At 74.2% G+C, this 17,618-nt stretch carries 16 protein-coding genes; 6 read left to right on the top strand and 10 right to left on the bottom strand.

The window, feature by feature from the left end; translation table 11 throughout:
- Window positions 1-58 precede the first annotated feature (58 nt).
- Window positions 59-1,030 carry a UDP-glucose 4-epimerase GalE gene (galE, locus tag J2X26_RS10205; RefSeq protein ID WP_307491943.1) on the top strand — a complete coding sequence of 324 codons (972 nt, stop codon included), beginning with the start codon at window positions 59-61 and terminating at the stop codon, window positions 1,028-1,030.
- Here the strand turns inward: galE and J2X26_RS10210 are convergent.
- On the bottom strand, window positions 1,027-1,899 hold the full coding sequence (locus J2X26_RS10210) for a hypothetical protein (protein ID WP_307491945.1): 873 nt from the start codon (window positions 1,897-1,899) through the stop codon (window positions 1,027-1,029). The two genes, galE and J2X26_RS10210, sit on opposite strands and share 4 nt — an antisense overlap.
- 111 nt (window positions 1,900-2,010) lie before the next feature.
- Between J2X26_RS10210 and J2X26_RS10215 the strand changes: the two genes are divergently transcribed.
- From J2X26_RS10215 to J2X26_RS10230, 4 genes are read left to right on the top strand one after another with little or no spacing between them, the layout of a single operon-like run.
- Window positions 2,011-3,279, top strand: a complete 1,269-nt coding sequence (locus J2X26_RS10215; protein ID WP_307491947.1) for a hypothetical protein — start codon at window positions 2,011-2,013, stop codon at window positions 3,277-3,279.
- Window positions 3,276-4,052 (top strand): glycosyltransferase family 2 protein, encoded by a 777-nt coding sequence (locus J2X26_RS10220; protein WP_307491949.1) that lies wholly within the window; start codon window positions 3,276-3,278, stop codon window positions 4,050-4,052. Before J2X26_RS10215 ends, J2X26_RS10220 begins: the two co-directional genes overlap by 4 nt.
- Window positions 4,049-4,897: a ChbG/HpnK family deacetylase gene (locus J2X26_RS10225; RefSeq protein ID WP_307491950.1), complete on the top strand. Its 849-nt coding sequence runs from the start codon at window positions 4,049-4,051 to the stop codon at window positions 4,895-4,897. Before J2X26_RS10220 ends, J2X26_RS10225 begins: the two co-directional genes overlap by 4 nt.
- Window positions 4,894-5,577, top strand: a complete 684-nt coding sequence (locus J2X26_RS10230; RefSeq protein ID WP_307491952.1) for a class I SAM-dependent methyltransferase — start codon at window positions 4,894-4,896, stop codon at window positions 5,575-5,577. Before J2X26_RS10225 ends, J2X26_RS10230 begins: the two co-directional genes overlap by 4 nt.
- A 4-nt stretch (window positions 5,578-5,581) precedes the next feature.
- Here the strand turns inward: J2X26_RS10230 and J2X26_RS10235 are convergent, their stop codons facing one another.
- Both J2X26_RS10235 and J2X26_RS10240 read right to left on the bottom strand, forming a co-directional pair.
- Window positions 5,582-6,739 (bottom strand): hypothetical protein, encoded by a 1,158-nt coding sequence (locus J2X26_RS10235; protein ID WP_307491954.1) that lies wholly within the window; start codon window positions 6,737-6,739, stop codon window positions 5,582-5,584.
- A gap of 737 nt (window positions 6,740-7,476) precedes the next feature.
- Window positions 7,477-8,157: a hypothetical protein gene (locus tag J2X26_RS10240; RefSeq protein WP_307491956.1), complete on the bottom strand. Its 681-nt coding sequence runs from the start codon at window positions 8,155-8,157 to the stop codon at window positions 7,477-7,479.
- 382 nt (window positions 8,158-8,539) lie between these two features.
- Here J2X26_RS10240 and J2X26_RS10245 point away from each other — a divergent pair, with 382 nt between their 5' ends.
- Window positions 8,540-11,470 carry a BTAD domain-containing putative transcriptional regulator gene (locus J2X26_RS10245; RefSeq protein ID WP_307491958.1) on the top strand — a complete coding sequence of 977 codons (2,931 nt, stop codon included), beginning with the start codon at window positions 8,540-8,542 and terminating at the stop codon, window positions 11,468-11,470.
- Here J2X26_RS10245 and J2X26_RS10250 read toward each other — a convergent pair.
- Genes J2X26_RS10250 through J2X26_RS10280 form a run of 7 tightly spaced genes read right to left on the bottom strand, consistent with a single transcriptional unit; the run spans window position 11,424 to window position 17,614 of the window.
- A complete protein-coding gene (locus J2X26_RS10250; protein ID WP_307491959.1) occupies window positions 11,424-11,981 on the bottom strand; it encodes a phage tail protein in 558 nt (185 codons plus the stop codon). The two genes, J2X26_RS10245 and J2X26_RS10250, sit on opposite strands and share 47 nt — an antisense overlap.
- Window positions 11,978-13,945 (bottom strand): putative baseplate assembly protein, encoded by a 1,968-nt coding sequence (locus J2X26_RS10255; protein WP_307491961.1) that lies wholly within the window; start codon window positions 13,943-13,945, stop codon window positions 11,978-11,980. The genes J2X26_RS10250 and J2X26_RS10255 overlap by 4 nt, the downstream gene beginning before the upstream one ends.
- On the bottom strand, window positions 13,942-14,361 hold the full coding sequence (locus J2X26_RS10260; RefSeq protein ID WP_307491963.1) for a GPW/gp25 family protein: 420 nt from the start codon (window positions 14,359-14,361) through the stop codon (window positions 13,942-13,944). The genes J2X26_RS10255 and J2X26_RS10260 overlap by 4 nt, the downstream gene beginning before the upstream one ends.
- Window positions 14,362-14,380: 19 nt before the next feature.
- Window positions 14,381-14,773 carry a PAAR domain-containing protein gene (locus J2X26_RS10265; protein WP_307491965.1) on the bottom strand — a complete coding sequence of 131 codons (393 nt, stop codon included), beginning with the start codon at window positions 14,771-14,773 and terminating at the stop codon, window positions 14,381-14,383.
- A gap of 14 nt (window positions 14,774-14,787) precedes the next feature.
- Window positions 14,788-16,506: a VgrG-related protein gene (locus J2X26_RS10270; protein ID WP_307491967.1), complete on the bottom strand. Its 1,719-nt coding sequence runs from the start codon at window positions 16,504-16,506 to the stop codon at window positions 14,788-14,790.
- Window positions 16,503-17,183 (bottom strand): CIS tube protein, encoded by a 681-nt coding sequence (locus J2X26_RS10275; protein WP_307491969.1) that lies wholly within the window; start codon window positions 17,181-17,183, stop codon window positions 16,503-16,505. The genes J2X26_RS10270 and J2X26_RS10275 overlap by 4 nt, the downstream gene beginning before the upstream one ends.
- Window positions 17,180-17,614, bottom strand: coding sequence for a phage tail protein (locus J2X26_RS10280; protein WP_307491970.1), 435 nt, complete (start codon window positions 17,612-17,614; stop codon window positions 17,180-17,182). The genes J2X26_RS10275 and J2X26_RS10280 overlap by 4 nt, the downstream gene beginning before the upstream one ends.
- Window positions 17,615-17,618 lie beyond the last annotated feature (4 nt).

Here is a 17,618-nt window from a genome sequence, read left to right on the forward strand (position 1 = left end):
CGACGGGTGGTCGAGCGCCAGGGGCGAGCGCGTGTGCCGACCGGCTAGGGTCCAGCGTGTGACTGTGCTCGTGACCGGGGGAGCCGGGTACATCGGGGCCCATGTGGTGCGCCTGCTGCAGTCCGCCGGGCGTGAGGTGGTCGTCGTCGACGACCTGAGCACCGGCTTCGCCGACCGCGTGGGCGGAGCGCCCCTCGTGCAGCTCGACCTGGGAGAGCCGTCGAGCGTCGACCCGCTCACGGAGGCGTGCCGTGCGCACGGCGTCACGGCGGTGATCCACCTGGCCGCACGCAAGCGGGTCGACGAGTCCGTCGCACGTCCGCTCTGGTACGTGACGCAGAACGTCGGCGGGCTGGCGAACGTCCTGCGCGCGACCCGGGCCGCGCGGGTGGACAGGTTCATCTTCTCGTCGTCCGCCGCCGTCTACGGGTCCTGCGGGGAAGCGGCGGTGGGCGAGGACGACGCCACCCGGCCGGTGAACCCGTACGGGCGCAGCAAGCTGGCCGGCGAGCTGCTGCTCCGCGACGTCGTCCGGTCGAGCGACCTGCGTGCGGTCTCGTTGCGGTACTTCAACATCGCAGGTGCCGGCTGGCCGGAGCTCGGGGACACCGGCGTGACCAACCTCGTGACGCAGACGCTCGACCGCCTGACCCGCGGTGAGCGTGCCGAGGTCTACGGCACGGACTACGCGACGCCGGACGGCAGCTGCGTGCGCGACTACCTGCACGTCCTCGACCTGGCGCAGGCGCACGTCGCCGTGCTGGACCGGCTGGAGGCCGGTCACCTGCCGCGGGACGTCTACAACGTGGGGACGGGTCACGGCGCGTCCGTGCTGGAGGTCCTCGAGCTGCTGGGGCAGGTCAGCGGCTTGGACGCCGCACCCGAGGCTGCGCCGCGTCGCGCAGGTGACCCCGCGTCGGTCGTCGCGGCCGTGGACCGGATCCGCGACGACGTCGGCTGGGTGGCTCAGCACCGGATGCCGGAGGTGCTGTCCAGCGCGTGGGCGGCCTGGAGCGCCGCACACCCCTAGGCGTGCGCCGCGCTCGGGTCCGACGAGCCGATCTCGGTCTGGTCCGCCGGCGGTGAGCCGAACCGCGCCACGACGAGCGCCCCCGCCAGGACGAGCGCGAAGGCGGCGACCGACGCCGGTCCCGCACCGGCGGCCGGTCGGTCACCCGCCAGCAGGAGGCCCAGACCGGCACCGACGACCGTCTCCGTGCCGACCATCAGCGCGGTCACGGGGACCACCGCCGCCCGCCGCAGGGCGAGCGCGGACACCGCCAGGCCGAGGACGCCGCAAAGGCCGGCGCACCACGCGACGGGGTCCGTCAGCACCTCGACGGGGACGGAGACGTCGACCGTGTGCGCGCCGAGCGCGAGCACCCCGAACGCCGCGCCGGCCAGCGCGGCCAGGACGAGGCCACGCCACCGCGTGGGCGGCCCGAGCGCGAGGGTGCCGGCGACCACCGCGATCGTCACCGTCGCCCCCACGACGAACCACGTGGTGCCAGGAGTCGGTGTTGTCGTGGTCTGCGGGGAGACCGCCAGCGCGAGGACGACGAGCCCGACCGCGATGCTGGCGAGCCCCAGCCAGTCGGTCCAGCGCAGCCGGGCGCCGAGCACGAGGACGGACAGGACCGCGGCGACCGCGAGGCTCGACGCGCGACCCGCCTGGACGGCGAACACGGGCAGGGTGCGCAGGGCGACGAACGACAGGGCGAAGCCGAGCGCGACGAGGGCCAGCGCGAGCAGGTAGAGCGGGCTGCGGGCGAGGCCGCCGACGAGGGCTGCGTCGAGCCGCACGTCCGCCGGGAGCCGTCGTGCGGCGACGGCCTGGAGCACGATCGCGGTCCCCGAGCAGAGGGCCGCCACGGCGACGCACACCAGCGCGAGCCCCACCGCAGACCTCCTCTTCCGTCCCGTCCTGTGTGGCGATGCCACCAACGTGCCCGAGGCACCCTATGCTCCACGCTGACGTCGTGGGGGCAGGAACCATCGCAAGGAGCACAGGTGCGCGGCGCGCAGGGCGAGTTCACGGGCGACGTGGTCCGCGGGACGCAGGCGAACGGCCCCTTGCGGTGGCCGGTCGTCGCTGTGGCGTTCGTCGCCGTGTCGGCCGCCCTCTCGACGGTGCTCGCCCTGACGAACATCCACCGGAGCGAGTCGCCGGGCGTGCCGTTCCTGCAGGGTCCGGGCTGGCTCGACGGATGGTTCCAGGGAGATGCCTCCTGGTACTGGTCCATCGCCGCCACCGGCTACTCCTACGTGCCGGGGTCGCAGTCGTCGATCGCCTTCTTCCCGGTCTACCCCCTGGGCGTGCGAGGTCTGGGCGGGCTGCTGGACGACTTCCAGCTCGCGGGGTCGCTCCTCGGGGTGCTCGCCGGGCTCGCCGCGGTCCTGCTGTTCGCCTGGTGGGTGTGGCAGCGCCTGCCCCGTCGGTCCGCGATCATGGCGATCGCCGTCCTGCTCGTCTACCCGTACTCGTTCTTCCTGTACGGCGCCATGTACGCCGACTCCCTGTTCCTGCTCTGTGCGATCAGTGCGTTCGTCCTGCTCGAGCGCCGGTGGTACCTCGCCGCGGGCCTGGTCGGTGCCCTGGCCACGGCCGGGAGACCCGTCGGGATCGCGGTCGCCGCCGGGCTCGTCGTCCGCACGCTCGAGATGCTCGCGGAGTCCCGTCGCGCGTCGACGCCGAGTGCCATCGGCACCGACGACGCTGCCGAACCCGTCGCGGCCGTCGGCTGGCGCGACCTGGTCTCCGCGGTCCGCGACGTGCGCCTCCGTCATCTCGGCGTGCTCGCCGCGGTGCTCGGGATCGTCGCGTGGTGCGTCTACCTCGCGCTGACGTTCGGGCACCCGCTCGCGTGGATCGAGGTGGAGTCGGCGCCGGGGTGGAACCAGGGTGTCGGGCCTCGGACGTGGTTCAAGATCGGGTACGCGGGCGCGCTCATCAAGGGCCCGTACGACGTCGCCGCCATCCTCACGCTGCAGGCCCTCGCCTGCCTGTGCGCCGTGCTCCTGCTGCGCCGGGTGTGGCGGCTGTTCGGGTGGGGCTACCTCGCGTTCACGGTCGTCGTCCTGGTGATCCCGCTGATCGGCACCAAGGACTTCATGGGCACCGGGCGCTACGTGCTCGTCGCGTTCCCCGTCATCGCCGCCGCCGGGGACTTTCTCGCCGGGGTCCGGCATCGTTGGGTCCGCATCGCCGTCCTGGGCGTCTGCGCGGCGCTCCTCTTCTTCCTCACCTACCTCTTCGGCAGATCGGTACCGGTCTCGTGACGGTCGTTCCCCACGCACCCGAACCCTTCGAGAAGCTCTCGATCTTCTTCCCGATGTGGAACGAGGAGCTGTACATCCACCGCGCCGTCGGCGCCGCCCGCACGGTCTGCGACGACCTGGTGGCGGAGGGTCGGATCCTCGACTACGAGCTCATCGTGGTCGACGACGCCTCGACCGACTCGACCCCCGAGCTCGCCGACGCGCTGGCCGCCGCCGACCCGCACGTCCGCGTGGTGCACCACGACGTCAACCGCAAGCTCGGCGGCTCCCTCAAGACGGGGTTCGCGGCCGCGACGGGTGACGTCGTCCTCTACACCGACGCCGACCTGCCGTTCGAGATGACCGAGGTGGCTCGCGCGCTGCGCGTGCTGCAGATGTACGAGGTCGACCTGGTCAGCGCCTACCGGCTGGACCGCACCGGCGAGGGGCCGCGGCGCGCGATCTACTCGTTCTTCTACAACGGCATGGTCCAGCTCGCCTTCGGCACCCGGATCCGGGACATCAACTTCGCGTTCAAGCTGTGCCGGCGGCGGGTCCTGGACCACGTCACGCTCAAGAGCGAGGGCTCGTTCATCGACGCCGAGCTCGTCATCCGCGCGCAGCGCTCGGGCTTCCAGATCCTGCAGATCGGCGTCGACTACTTCCCCCGGACGCGTGGCGTCTCGACGCTGTCCTCGTTCGGCGTCATCCGGACGATGGTGGGGGAGATGGTCCGGCTGCGCAGCGAGCTCAAGCACGTCGTCCCGGTGGCCGGGTCGTCGGTCCCGTCGTGACGCGCCTGCTGATCGTCACCGCCGACGACCTGGGACTGACCCGGGGCGTCAACGCGGCGGTGCGGCAGGCGCACGAGGACGGGATCGTGACCGCCACGTCGCTGCTGGCCGTCGGCCGGGAGTTCGACGACGCCGCCGCGATGCTGCGCGACGTGCCCACCCTCGAGCTGGGCGCCCATCTCGCGCTCGTCGGGGAGGACCCGCCGCTCCTGTCCGCGCGGGAGATCCCGACCCTCGTCGACTCCCGGGGCGCGTTCCCGCTGAGCTACCGCACGGTCGTCCGACGTGGACTGACGGGCCGCCTCGATCCCGACGACGTGCGCCGCGAGCTCGACGCCCAGCTGCAGCGCGTCCTCGGCGTGGGCGTCCCGGTGACCCACGTGGACACCCATCAGCACACCCACCTGTGGCCCACGGTGGCGACGGTGGTCGCGGACCTGGCACGCGCAGCCGGTGTGCCGGCGGTCCGGCTCCCTGGCAGCCACTCCCACGCGCCCGTCGGGATGGGCGTCCGTCTCCTGTCCCGCAGGACGCGGTCGGCCCTGCGTGCCGCCGGGCGGGCCACGACCGAGGACTACGCGGGTCTCGACGAGGCCGGACACCTCGACGCCGACCGGTTCCGGCGGACGTTGGCAGACGCCGTCCGACGAGGCGCGCGCACGGTCGAGATCAACACCCACCCGGCGCAGGCCGGCGACGGCGACCTGCGCCGCTTCACGTGGGACTACCAGTGGGCCGACGAGCTCGCCATGCTCCTCGACCCGGCGGTGCGCGACGAGATCGCCGTCGCGGGCTTCACCCTGGGCGGGTTCGCCGCTCTGACCACCTCGGACGGTGCCGCATGACGACGACCACGCGCCGCCGGCCCGACACCGCAGGACGCGCAGCCCTCCGCCTGTACCGGCCCGCCCCGGCCGGAGTGCGCGCGCACGTGGCGATCCGCTGGTTCAGCGCCCCGTTCCCCGCGATCGCCGCGGCCTTGCCGCCCGGCGGCCGGGTGCTCGAGATCGGCTGCGGGCACGGCCTGTTCAGCGCCTACGCCGCACTGCTCGACCCGACGCGCGAGGTCCTGGGCGTGGACATCGACGCCGACAAGATCGACGCCGCGCAGGTGGCGGCCCGTGCGGTCGAGCACCTGGAGATCCGCGAGGCACCCGACGGCGCCGTCCCGGCCGGACCCTGGGACGCCGTCGTGTTCGTCGACGTCCTCTACCTGCTGCCCGCCGACGAGCAGCGTCGCCTGCTCGCCGAGGCGGTGCGCGCCCTGGCTCCCGGCGGACGCGTCGTCGTCAAGGAGATGGGTACCCGGCCGGCGTGGAAGGTGCGCTGGAACACCGTCCAGGAGACCGTGTCGGTGAAGGTGCTGCGCATCACGGAGGGCTCGTCGTTCGACTTCGTCGACCCGGCCACGATGGGGGGCTGGCTGACGGAGCTCGGGCTGGAGGTCGAGCTGCACCGGCTGGACGCCCGCCGCGTGCACCCGCACCACCTGCTGGTCGCGCGTCGCACGGACGCGCCCGCCTGACCCGTCAGGGGACGGGGACGTCGAGCCCCGGTGCACCGCGCTGCATGAGCTGGACCTCGTTGAACGCGACGTGCCGGGTCTCGGGCGGGTCCGGGGTCTCGTGCACGCTCACGACGACGACGCGGACCTCGCTGACGTCGGTGGCGTCGATGTCGAGCGGCTGCAGGTCCGGCGAGTCCGTGAGGTCGATGGACGCGCACTGGTCGGCTCCGTCGCCCCAGCTCACGTCCACCTTCTTCGGCAGGTCCTGCGTCGCCCGGTCGGGGCTCGTCTCCGGCAGCCCCGTGCTGAAGGCGATCCGGTCCACGTCGGCGGGCTCCGGCAGCGTGAGGACCAGCGTGTCGGTGCCGCCCGGTCGCCGGCACGTCGGCCCGGCATCCGTCGGCGGCGTCCAGACGCCGGCCCAGGCACGGCCCGTCATCCCGTCGACCGCGTACGTCGCGTCGAAGCCCGGCTCGGGCGGGGTCGGTGGGTCGGTCGTGGCGGTGACGCCCTGGATCGCGCTGTACCCACGCGGATCGAGCGCGGTCACCTGCTCGACCACCTGGGTCTCGATCTGGGCGGTGCTGGGCAGGACGAAGACCGCGGTGATGCCGAGCGCGGCCAGCACCGCGGTGACCTCGGCGAGGTGCACCTGCGCCGACCGGGCCTGGTCGTAGCGCGCCCGGACCCCGTTGTTCGCCATCCGCATCCGCCGCCAGAAGCCCTGACCCCGCCGGAACCCGCCGAGCCACCGCCGGTACCAGGGCTCTCGCGGTGGCTCCGGGTCGACCTCCGGCGGCGTCGCGCGGACCAGCGTCGCGCCGCACCGGCAGAAGCGCCGCGACACCGCGATCGCGCGTCCGCACGACGGGCACCGGGTGGCGTCCTCGAAGCTCTGCCAGGCGTCCGCCGGGGCGGGCTGGTCGGGTGCCGACGGGCGGTCGTCGGCCGGACCGGAGTACGCGCCGGCGTCGGTCGGGAGCACCGCGTCGAACGCGTTCGGCGGGGTCGGCGTCCCGGTGGGGTGGTCCGGGTCCGTCGGCGCCCGCGGAGCGATCCGCGCCTCGCCCGCCGCGACGCGCACGCCGATCGTGCGCTCCGGCGCCTCGCGGGCGGCCGCGCGTTCCGGCGGTCGTGGCGTCGACTCGTTGGGGGTCAGGACGACGGGGACCGGTCGCACCGATGTCGGCGGACGCCGGGCCGGTGGTGGCGGTGGGACGGCTGGGTCCGTCGGAGACGTCTGAGGTGCGGGCGTCTCAGGTGCGGGCGTCGCGGGAGCGGCGGTCGTAGGTGGCGGCGCCGTAGGTGCGGGCGTCGCGGGAGCGGATGGCGTTGGTCCGCGCGTCGGAGCAGCGGCCGAAGCAGGAACGGCTGTCGCGGGAGCGGTCGTCGTAGGGGCCGACGCCGCAGGAGTGGGTCCCGTGGCGGCCGGTGCGCGAGTCGGGATCGGGGGCGGGACGGGGGCTGGCCGTCCGGACGGCGCGGCCGGGACGGCGACGGGGGTGACCGGCTGGCGTGCACCTGGTCCGCCCGCCGCGCGGACGGTGATGGGCGCGGGAGCCTTGGGCGCGCCCGGAGCGACTGCGGGCGCGCCCGGCGACGTCGGCGGGCTGGGCAGGAGCGGCTGTCGTGACGTTGCCGGCGGGGGAGCGTGCGGCACCGGGGGAACGGGCGGATCCGGGTGGACGGGCGGCACGGGGGGAGTCGGTGGGACCGGGCGAGCGGGCGGCACCGGCGGAGTCGGCGGGGGTGGCGTGACCTCATCGACCGTCGCAGCCGGCGGCTCGGCGTCCTCGGGTGCGAGGGCGGGAGCGGGTCTCGGGGCCGGGGTGGACGCCGACCAGCCCAGGTACGTCCGGCACGTCTCGCACAGGAGCGTGCCGTCCGGGTTCTCGTGGTGGCACCGCGCGCAGACGATCATGTCGCCCCCCGGACGAGCGATGCGGCGAGCTCGAGGTCGAGGCGGTACGGGTCGACGCCGGCCGCGGGGTCCGAACCCATCAGGTCCAGCTCCCCGGGGTCGGGCAGGCCGACCAGCAGCGCGACCGCGTCCACCTGGGTGCCCGACGGGTCGATCGCGAGGACCAGCAGAGGTTCCCCGGGTGGGTCACCGGGGGATCCGGCGACGATCCCGAGCACCGCGCCCGCCACGACGGGCTCCTCGTCGTCGACCACCCATGCCACGGTCGACCCGCCCAGCAGGACGAACGCGCTGCCGTCCGGAGCTCGCAGCTCGACGGCCCCCGCCGCGACCTGCGCAGGGGCGCGCCGGACGGTCCCTGCGGTCACCGCGAAGACGGGCGCGGCCGGCGTGGCGAGCAGCGCGGCCATCAGCGGATCGCTCGGGTGCGGTCGGGGGAGGGCGCCGCCGGGGACGGGCTGGAAGCGTTCGCCGACCACGACCGGGTCGACGGGCGGGCCGACGGCGGTACGCACAGGTGGCCGAGCGGCCGTGGCGGGCTCGGGCGTCGACCGTCGCGGCGCCTGGTGCACGGCCGACGGCTCCGCGGGGCGGTCGGTCTCCGGACGGCGCTGGGGAGTCGGTCGCTCGACGGCCGCGTCGGACCGCTCGTCGGCTTGGCGTTCCGGCGCAGGCACCGGCGGGTCGGACCGCTCGCGGCGTAGGGGCTCCGGCGCGGGCACCGGCGGCGGGTCGGACCGCTCGTCGCGTCGAGGATCCGGCGCAGGCGACGGCGTGGGCGCGGCAGTGCGTGACCGCGGGGCGCTCGGCTCGCGGATCGGAGTCGTCGGCCCCGCCTGGAACTCCATGTCTGCGGGCGCGAGCAGGTCCGCGAGCTCGTCGTCCAGAGCAGGATCGGGCGCGTCGGCGGACCCGCCCCCAGGTTCCGTGACCGTACGACCTCACCCCCGTGCACTCGACGCCGGTTTTACACCCTTTCGGATGAATCGCCCGACGGCTAGGGTCAGCGTACGCGACGGTCTTGCGGGGGCAGAGTGACGACGTCGAGCCAGGTGTGCTGTGTCGGGGGCTGAGGGGCATCCGGCCGTTCTGCGGGCGCGCACCCGGCGCCCTGCGCCCCGCGGGCTGTCGCGCGACCGCCTGCTGGACCCCGTCGTCGGACCCGGTGCGCAACCCCTGGTGAGCGTCGTGGCGGCCGCCGGGTGCGGGAAGACGACCTTCCTCTCGCACGTCGCCGCACGGGAGACCGCCCCGGTCGCCTGGCTCACGCTCGACGGAGCCCTGGGCAGCACCGCCGCGGTCCTCGCGCACCTCCAGCTGGCGTGTGCGGACCTGGCGCCGGCGGTGGCGGAGCTGGAGCCGTGGACGACCACCGAGGACGCCCTGGTGGCGCTCGAGAAGGTGCTCGAGGCGCCGGCGCTGCTCGTGCTCGACGAGCTGCAGTCGATCGACGGGAGCGCCGCGGCCGGCGTGGTCGAGGGGCTGCTCCTGCACCAGCCGGTGCACCTGCGGGTGGCCCTGGGCTCGCGGACGGTGACCTCGACCGCGCTGACGCGGCACCTCGCCGGCACCGCGACGGTGCTGGGTGCCGAGGACCTGCGGTTCCGGACGTGGGAGGTCGAGGAGCTGTTCCGGACATGTCACGGCACCCGCCTGCGCGCGGACGAGGTGGCGGACCTCGCGCACCGGACCGGTGGCTGGGCTGCCGGGCTGGAGCTCTTCCACCTGGCCACGCACGGTCGGCCTCCGTCGAGCCGGGCGCGGCTGCTGGGCGTCGGAGGCGGTCAGCTCTCGGGCGACTACCTCGCGCGGCACGTGCTCGACCAGGTGCCGGCGCCGCTGCGGGACTTCCTCGTCCGCACCGCGGTGCTGGCCACGCTCACGGCGGCGCGGTGCGACGAGCTGCTAGGCAGCACGGACTCCGCCGCGCTGCTCGAGCAGGCTCACCGCCTCGGGCTGCTGAACGCGGTGGCCGACGCCGAGTGCACCGTGTACGGCTGCCACGAGGTCATGCGCGCGCACCTGCTCGACGTCCTCGTCGGCCGGGACGGCGGTGCGCGGGCTCGGGAGCTGCACCAGCGGAGCGCGCAGCTGGCGCTGCGCGAGGGTGACTTCGACGCGGCGCTGCGCTCGTCGTGCCGCGCGCACGACTGGGACGCGGCCCAGCGGGTCCTCGCGATCGGCGGGGGCGAGCTGGCCGAGCGCCCCGGCTCCTGGATCGACGAGCTGCCGCCGTCGATCCGCGACACCGACCCGTGGGTCGCGCTCGCGCTCGCGCGTCGGCTCGTGGTGGACGGCGCGCTCGAGGAGGCGCTCGAGGCGTACCGGTTGGCCGGCACCCGGGTGGAGACGGCGACCGGGAGGGCGCTCGCCGCCCACGAGCTGCGGATGGTGCAGAGCTGGGTGAACCCGCCGCTGGGCGTCGTCTCCGACTGGGTGGCGCTGACCCGTGACGCGTTCGTCGCCCCACGGCGCCAGCTCGCGGAGGCACGCCCGACGGACGCCCCGCGGCGCCTCGCGCACGCTGTCGCGCAGCTCACGTCCGGTGACCTGACGGCGGCGGCGCGGGAGTTCTCCGCCGTCTCCGAGCTGCCGACCCTGCCGTCGGCCCTCGAGGCGGTCGCCCTGCTGGGGGAGGCCGCGAGCCTGTCCCTGTCGTTCCGTCCGGAGGCCGCCGAGAGCCGCGAGCGCGCGGCCGTCGCCGCGAAGATGCTCGGCGCCCCCGCCCTCGAGCGGATCGCCGACGGGCTCGACCTCGCGTGCCGCCCCGACACCGCACGGGAGGCCCTGTGCCACCTGCGGGACCGGTGCGCCGCGATCGGCGACCGGTGGGGTGCAGCCCTGCTCGGACTGTTCGGGGCGGTGGCCGGACTTCCCTCGGGGATGCTCACCGCCGACGAGCACTCGGGCCTCGCGTCCGAGCTGACCGCGCTCGGCGCGCCCGCGCTCGCCACGTGGTGCACGACGATGGCCGCTGTCGAGGACGCGCGCGCGGGACGCGTGGACCCGGGCGCGACGGCCGACGTCGAACGCGTCGCCGCCGGCGTCGGGCCGCTCCCGCACACCATCGCGCTGCTGGCCTCGGGCACCGCCCAGGGCCGGGTCCGGGCAGCGCGGCTGGCGCGCAGCAGTGGCGCGGCCACCTGGGCGACCCTCGTCCTGCGCGGGATGCGCCCGACACGCGCGAGCGTGGAGGCAGAGGCGCCGCCCGCGCTCGAGGTCCGGTGCATCGGTGGCTTCACCGTGCTGCGGGACGGCACCCCGGTCGCGCTGAACGTCCTGCGTCCCCAGCACCAGGCGCTGCTGCGGGCGCTCGCCCTGCACGCACCGCTGCCCGTGCACCGCGAACGACTCGTCGAGTGGTTCTGGGAGGGTCGTGACCCGGAGCGCGCGCAGCACAGCCTCCAGGTCGCGATCAGCGCGCTGCGCGGGCTGCTCGACCGGGCCACGGCGACCCCGGCCACGTCCGTGGTCCGCCGGACCGGGGGCGGCTACGCCCTGCACCTCGGGGCTGCGGACCTGCACGACGTGCGCCGCGTCGAACGGCACCTGGCCGCGGGCCGGTCGGCGCTCGAGCGCGGGGACGTGGAGAACGGCCGGCGCAGCTTCGCCGCGGGGGTGCGGGAGCTCACCGCCGACCTCCTGCCCGACGACGGTCCCGCCGAGTGGGTCACCGGCGAGCGCGACGAGGTGCGCGGGTCGGTGGTGCGGGCCTGCCAGTCGCTGGCGGACCTGTGCGCGGCAGCGGGCGACGGACCGGAGGCCATCCAGGTCACGCGCCACGCGCTCGCTCTCGACCGCTACCAGGACGGTCTGTGGACGCGCCTGATCGACGCGCTCGCCGCGGACGGCCAGCCGGCCGCGGCGGCGACCGCCCGCCGGGAGTACGCGCAGGTGCTCGCGGAGCTGGACGTGCCGATCACGGTGCCCGGGACGGCGGCCCTCAGCCCGGTGCTCGCCGGACCGCTGCCGGTACGTGTGCAGGTCTAAGGTCGTCCACCACGAACCGCACGAGGTCGAGCACGGCATCCGGGTCGGGCTCGTCCTCGGCGATCCGCACGTCGACCTCGAGCAGCGGCGCCGACCGGCCGGGGAACGCCCCCTGCGGTCGCTTGCTCCAGGCCACCCCGCCGGTGTCGCGCACGTCGGGGTCCAGACCGGTGCATGCTCGGACGGCCGCGGTCACCCCGTCGAGCGTCCCGCGGCCGACCAGGGCGCGGCGGAGGTCCCCGAGGTGCCGGCGGAGGTGCTCGGCGTCCCGGCGCGCGGCGATCGCGGGGGAGAGCCACGAGGCCACCCACCGGACGAAGTCGTCGGGTGCGTACCGGGGGTCGAGGTACGCGTCGAGGTCGTCCAGGGTGGCGCCCACCGAGCCGATGACGTCGTCGAACGCGGCGATCAGCCCCGTCGTGAAGTCGCTGCCGAGGAAGGCCTCCGGCAGGCCCTCCACCAACGACGTCGACGGCGGTGGGGAACCGACGGCCCCCACTCCGCCTCTCACGCCGCACCGCCCTGCACCACGATGCTGTGCTCCACGCTCAGCACCACGTGCGTGTCCCCGAGGTCGACCCGGTCCTGCGGAGCCGAGATCGACCGGTCGAGCGGGTTGGCCCGGAACAGGACGACGTCCTCGACGTAGTCGAGCCCGGGGACGCGCCCGAGGACGCCGTGCACCTCGCCCGGCTGCACCGGTCGGCCCAGGGGCCACCCCGTGCCGTCGGGACCGCCCGCCAACGGGTGGAAGTAGCGGTAGAGCGCCGCGAGGGCGTCCCGCTCCACCTGCGCCGGATCGGCCTCGGGGCGAGCCCGCACGCGGGCGTCGACCCGGATCCCCACGTAGCTGGGCGGCTCGACGCTCAGGCGCACCCCGACCACGCGCGTCGCGTCCAGCGCGGCCAGGACGCGCTCGCGGGCGCCGTCGGGGAGCTGGAGGTCGCGCAGCGAGATGCGGCCGTCCTGGCCGGGCGCCCCGGGGATCGCGAGGATGCGCACCGCACCGGCGTCCGGCCCTTCCGCCACGGGCACGCAGTGCACGCGCGCGAGCTCGGGCGCGGCCTCGTGCACGACGGCGACGTAGTCCTCGACCGTTACGGCCCGTCCTCGGCCACGCAGCTCCAGCGGTCCGCGCGTCCGGGCGTTCTCGACGTCCTCGCCGTCGACACCTCCCGCGGCGGCGCGACGGTTGTAGACCGCGGCGACGTACGGGATCGACGAGCGGAGCACCGAGACCGTCCGGGCGGCGACGTTCCCGCGGGCGCCCCCACCGGTGCGGTAGCCGCGGACGCGCAGCGCCGCACCCCGGGCCGGGATCGCACCGAACCGCCGCTCGGAGCCGTCCTCCAGGCGCACGGACGGCCCGAACCGGATCTCCCCGGTCGTCGGGTCCACCGTGACGTGCCGGTCCGTCGGCGAGCTGGACCCGAAGTCGTCGACCGCCGTCCAGTTCTCCCACGTCGGCGGGCCGATGCCGTCCTCCGGCGGGACGCCGACCGCGAGCACCAACGGGTCCTCGCGGTCCAGGACCACCGGGGGATAGGCGAGGCGCAGGACCTGGCCGGCGGTGCCGTCGGACGTGCCGAGCGCCTCGTCGCGGACCTGCTCGGCGTTCGTCGCCTCGACGTCGCCGCCGATCGTCGCGGCCGTGACGGACACCAGCAGCGGGGACGAGCGGTACTGCCGGGCGGCCTTGACCACGCGGCAGCGGATCCAGGCCGCCGCGATGCCGCCGACTACCGACTCGTCGTGACCGTCGGGCACGTGCAGCTCGATGGCCCCCGAGACGTTCAGCCCCAGGGTGTCGTCACGCTCGACCTCGCACGTCTCCCACCCGGACGGCGTCCACGCCTCCCAGACCAGCGGCGGCCGTCGGGGGTCGATCCCGTACCCGCCGAGCGAGCAGACCGCCTGGACCAGCAGCAGCGACGACCGCGCCGGCTGGTCCAGCCCCAGGTACAGCGCGTCGTCGACGGCCGGCGTCGCGCTGAACGCGGGGAACCCGTCCCCGAGCCCGAGCACGCCCGTGCGGTCGGACGTGTCGCCGTCGGCAGAGACGGTCAGCACGGTGCGCGACGCGGACGGCGGGATGTCGAGCCCGTGCAGCGTGGTGAACCCGAGGGACTCCTGCGAGATGGAGCGGCGCGTGGACACCGCGGTCCCGGCGGGGATGTGGACGACGTCGTCGTGGTGCGACGACAGCCGGAACGACACCTCCGTGCGGGCCGCGTGCGGCGGGAACAGCCGGACGCCGACGAGCTCGAGGAACTTGACGTACAGCCGGTCGGGGACGCGGTTCACGCGGTACAGCAGGATGTCCGTCATCCAGGCGAACGTCTCGATGAGCGTGATGCCCGGGTCGGAGACGTTGTGGTTGGTCCACTCCGGGCACCGCAGCTGCAGGTTCCGCTTGGCCTCGTCGACGAGCTCCTGGAACGTGCGGTCGTCCAGGCGGGGCGTGGGCAGCGTCATGCGCGCACCTCGGACCGGTGGGCGGGGATCGTGTAGAACGGGAAGACGAGGTTGCGGCGGTCGTTGGTGGACCGCACGGTGTAGCCGATGTCGATCCAGAGCGTCGACGGGTCGTCGGCGTCCGTCGTGATGTCGACCTGCTCGACGGTCACGCGCGGCTCCCAGCGGGCGAGCGCGCTCTGCACCTCGGCGGCGATCAGGCCGGCCGTGGTGGCGTCACCCGAGGCGAACACGAACTGGCGCAGCCGCGCACCGAACTCCGGCCGCATGGGGCGCTCCCCGGGGTTGGTCGCGAGCACCAGGTACATGGCCTGCTCGAGCTCGGTGGTGCCGCTGACCAGCGCGACCGCACCCGTCTGGTCCGTCGTCAGGGGCCAGTGCCAGCCGGCCCCGACGAAGCTGTTGGCGTCGCTCATCGGTCCTCCTCCCTACGCCTCATGAGCCGATCAGGACGGTCGCCCCGGTGCCGACGACCGCGGCGGTCGGTGCGATGCACGCGGTGACCGTGCACCCCGTGTACGCCGCGTCCTTCCCGTCGAACTTCACCGTGCTGCTGCCGACCACGACCTTGGCCTCCTGCGTGGTCGGGACGAGCTTCGGGTCGCTTGGGTGCAGGCCGACGTGCGGCGGCAGGTTGTACCCGCTGCTGTCCTTGACCGCGGCGGGCTTGCCGCCGATGAGGACCGTCGTCGACAGCCCCAGGGTCAGGGGTGCGGAGATCGGCAGCGGCGCGGGCGCGGGCATGGGGGCGCCGACGGGGGACGGGACGAGGTGCCCGACGCACATCCCCATCACCTTGTCGCCCATGACGACTGCTGGTGCACCCACGACGAGCCTCCTCCTCAGTTGAGCTTGATGGTCGAACCCTTGATGGTCACTGTGCTGCTGCTCTCGAGCGTGAGACCCGAGGAACCCTTGATCGTCGCGGAGCCCTGCGCCTCGACCTTGAGGTCACCCTGCGTGCTGACCTCGGCGTTGCCCTTGGCGTCCACCTTCACGTCGCCCTCGGTGGTGATGACGATCGAGCCGTCCGACGTGGCCAGCACGACGCTCGCCTTGTCGTCGCCGGTCCGTAGCTCCAGGGTCTCCTCGCCGGCCTTGTCGGACATGAGCAACTCGTGGCCGCTGCGGCTGCGCCACACGCGCGTGGCGACGGCGCCGTCCGAGCCGACGGCGTCGTCCTTCGGCGGCGCGTCGACCCCGTTGTACAGACCGCCCAGCACGTACGGGCGGCGGCTGTCGCCGTGCTCGAAGCCGACGAGCACCTCGTCGTCCACCTCGGGCAGCAGCTGTAGGCCGCGGTCCGCGCCCGCGCCGAGCTGCAGGACCCGGACCCAGTCGGTCTCGTAGTCCTCGTCCAGCCAGGGGAACTTCACCTTCACGCGGCAGCGCTTCTCCGGGTCCGTCGCGTTGGTGACCAGCGCGACGACCAGCCCGCCCGGACCTGACCGGTGCTGGCCACCACCCCGCACGAGCCCCAGCACGGAGCGGTCGTGGGAGCCGCTCGCCGTGAAGTAGGTGCGGTAACTGCGGTCGTCCCAGACGTGCTTCGCGCGCGTCAGCGTCACCTTGCCGTCGAACCGCCCGCCGGTCTGGCCGAGACTCACCGCCGCCCCGGCGATCAGGTGCGGGTCGCCGTCCGCGACCCCTTCGGCGAAGACGTTGGTGCTGCCCAGGTGCTCGGCCCGTGCCGCGGCGACGGCGTCGCACTCCGCCTGCTGGCCGAGCGGGAGGTCGACAGTGACCCCGCGCGGGCTGCCGAACAGCTCGGCGACCGACGCGGGCGTGTCCCGGAGGCTCGCCGTCCCGGTCGTGGCGTCCGTCGTGGCGACGAGCGCCTGCTTCGTGGACGTGTCCCAGCCGCGGACCTCCACCTGGGACACCTGCTGGGCGGCCGTCACGCGGACGGTCAGACGCTGGAGGTTCCTGCCGGGCACCAGCTGCAGCCGGTCGGCCGAGTCGTAGGACCCGGGGGCCGGAGCGTCCGACGCCGGCGTGGGCGCCCGGAAGTGCAGCGTCGAGCCGGACACGACGACGACGCAGCCGACCTCCCGGCCGCGCCGCTCCAGGAACTCGATGTGGGTCTCGTTGACCTGCGAGACGTGCTCGTGCAGGACCGCGGTCGTCGCGACGTCGCCCGCCGTCAGGCCGACGTCCCGGGCGATCTGCTTGGCGATGTCGCCGTCGGTCATGTTCTGGAAGCTCGTGGTGTGCAGCCCGTTGTACAGGCCGTAGGACCGGTCGTAGGCCGTCACCGTGGTGTAGCCGCCGCGGTCGTCGTAGTCGAAGCCGATCGCGTAGACGACGCCGTCGAACAACGTGTCTCCCGAGTTCTCCCCGACGCGGCCGGCGGTGATGGTCAGCTCGGCGGCGAGGTCGAGGTCGCTGTCCGCGAGCAGCTCGCGCGTCGGGTCGTCGATCACCAGGCGGCACGAGTCCGGGCCGTCGGCGTCCGTGTCGACGATCGTGGTGCGCAGCGCCGCCGCGATCCGCTGGGACAGCTCCGCGGCCCCGACCTTGACCACGGGCCGGGCGCCGACGCTCGTGGCGACCGGGCTCATCGCACAGCCGCCGCGAGCTCGGACACGTCGGGCAGGAGCAGCTCACGGCCGGGCCGCAGCCGGGTCGGGTCGTCGATGCCGTTGAGCTCCGCGATCGCCCGCCACGCACCGGCGTCGCCGAACGTGGAGTGCGCCACCGAGTGCAGGCTCTCCTCGCGGCGCAGCACGTGCCGGCGGCGCGACGACTCCGCGCCCGAGGTCGGGTTGGTGCCCTTGGGCTCCGCGGCCGCCGACTTGAGCGTGAGGTCGATGGTGGCCCGCAGCGGCAGGCCGTTGCGGTCGAACATCTCGCAGGTGACCTTGAGGTTCTCCAGGTAGCCGACGAGCGTCTTCTCCTTGTTGATCGACAGGACGCCCCACGTGAAGATCAGCTTCGGCGGACCGCTGCCCGGCTGCGACACGTCGGCGACCGTCGTCCACGACACCAGCTGGTCGATCTCGGGCTGGATCCCGTTCGGGGCGCCCTTGCCCACCTTGTCGAGGAACACCTGCAGCGTCATCGACGTCGGGCCCGCGCCCGTGAACTGGACCGGCGGGTCGTTGGCCTGGTTCGGGGCGCGGTTGTACTGGACGGCGCGCGTGAAGCTGATCGTCGTCGGGTTGAAGTGGAAGACGAGCTTCTTGCTGGTGTCGTCGTTCTCGGCCAGGACCGCCAGCGCCCGCTCGGCGCCGGTCACGACTCTTTCCATCCGTCGTGGGCGAACTCGAACACCTCGGTGGCCACCTTGCCGCCCTCGGCCGCGAAGCTCGGGCCCTTGTAGCTGACGGGCCAGACGCCGTCGAACGACCAGGTGATGACCGTGACACGGTTGTCGTTCATCGCGGTGATCGCGGCCGTGTGCGCCTTGGTCGCCTGGCCCTTGGCGACCTCCCGGAACCACTCGCCGAGCGCGCGGGTCCGCATCTCCACCGGGCGGGTCAGCTTGATGGTGCCGTAGGAGAGGCGACCGGGCAGGCGGTGCACGTACCCGTTCTCGCCGCCCTCGGCGTACGTCTTGACCTCGTACTGCGCGCTGAGCCCGTCGATCGCCGTGAACGAGCCGATGTCGTGGCCGTCGATCGTCACGTCGAACCGCATGGTGTTGACGGGGTTGGTGTCGTTGGTCATCGCT

It is taken from the genome of Cellulomonas humilata (assembly GCF_030814415.1).
Taxonomy (GTDB): domain Bacteria; phylum Actinomycetota; class Actinomycetes; order Actinomycetales; family Cellulomonadaceae; genus Cellulomonas; species Cellulomonas humilata_A.